Annotated in this window: 1 protein-coding gene; it reads right to left on the bottom strand. The window is 36.9% G+C overall.

The window, feature by feature from the left end; translation table 11 throughout:
* Positions 1-301: 301 nt before the first annotated feature.
* Complete coding sequence (locus ABES03_RS25770) at positions 302-1,051, bottom strand: Cof-type HAD-IIB family hydrolase (RefSeq protein ID WP_430122079.1); 750 nt, start codon at positions 1,049-1,051, stop codon at positions 302-304.
* Positions 1,052-1,164: the final 113 nt, after the last annotated feature.

Here is a 1,164-nt window from a genome sequence, read left to right as displayed (position 1 = left end):
TTTTCGCTGTTAAACCATTTTACCTTACCATGTTCCATTTCTTTGTAGCCTCCTAGCATGTACCTTATACATGAAATTGCAATTTACTTGCTTGATTATTTTTACCCGCAAATTAAAACATTATACTCACATTTAAAAAAATTATTATATAACTTTTTTATGCCCTTCGATTGAATGATGAAGGACAATATTCGGTTTTATTATAAAGATTTTGTCCTTCATTCGGTTGATGAAAGACAAAATTCGGTTTGGTCCCTTTGGTTTTGTCCTTCATCGAATTTTTGTTTTATCGTTCGTTTCTTCAGATAACCCATTGATAAATGGCTTTGGCAACTCCGTCCTCTTCGTTTGTTGAAGTAATCCAGTCGGCAGATTCTTTCACAATGTCCTGGGCATTACCCATCGCTACACCGATACCCGCTTCTTTAATCATCATTAGATCATTCATACTATCCCCAACAGCCATAACATTTTTCATTTCAATACCCAAGCGGCTGCAAACCATTCTTAGCCCTTTAGCTTTATTAATACCCACAGGATTCACTTCGATATTCTTTAAGGTTGAATTAGTAAGTTCAAACTCACCTTTTGCTTCAAGTTCCTGTTTAATCAGCTCTCTTGTTGCATCATCGTCAATAGTAAATCCAAATTTTAACCACTCGGTACTATGTAAATCCTCAGGCATTTCATTATGCCAGCTGCGCTCTGTACTGATTGCCCAAAACTTTGTTTGGTGTTGTTTTGTTAATTCCCACATCCATTGGATCAGCTCGGAGTTCACCAGGTTTCTTTCCACTAATTGTCTCTTATCATCCCAGATTTCACTACCATTTACTGTTACTAAATAAGAGGTGAGCTCAAGTGATTCGGCATGTTCTCGACTTGTATGCAAGGAGCGTCCGGTACTTAATACAACAGCTATCCCCTTTTCCTGTGCCTCCTTAATCGCCTGGCGGTTGGCATCTGAGATCTGGCCTTTTTTATTCAAAAGAGTGCCATCCATATCGAGCGCGACAAGTTTGATCTCTACATCATTTAAAAAATTATCCATATGGATTCATTCTCCTTTCGCACGTTTATTTACTAGGGTAACACCATTTTGGATAAAAAATCAAAACTTTTGGTTTACATAATTATATTACACTAAACTACAAAAAGTACTCT

Source organism: Neobacillus rhizosphaerae, assembly GCF_050477885.1.
Lineage (GTDB): Bacteria > Bacillota > Bacilli > Bacillales > Cytobacillaceae > Neobacillus > Neobacillus rhizosphaerae_A.
Note: the sequence above shows the minus strand (reverse complement) of the source record. Positions and strands in the feature narration are given on the sequence as shown.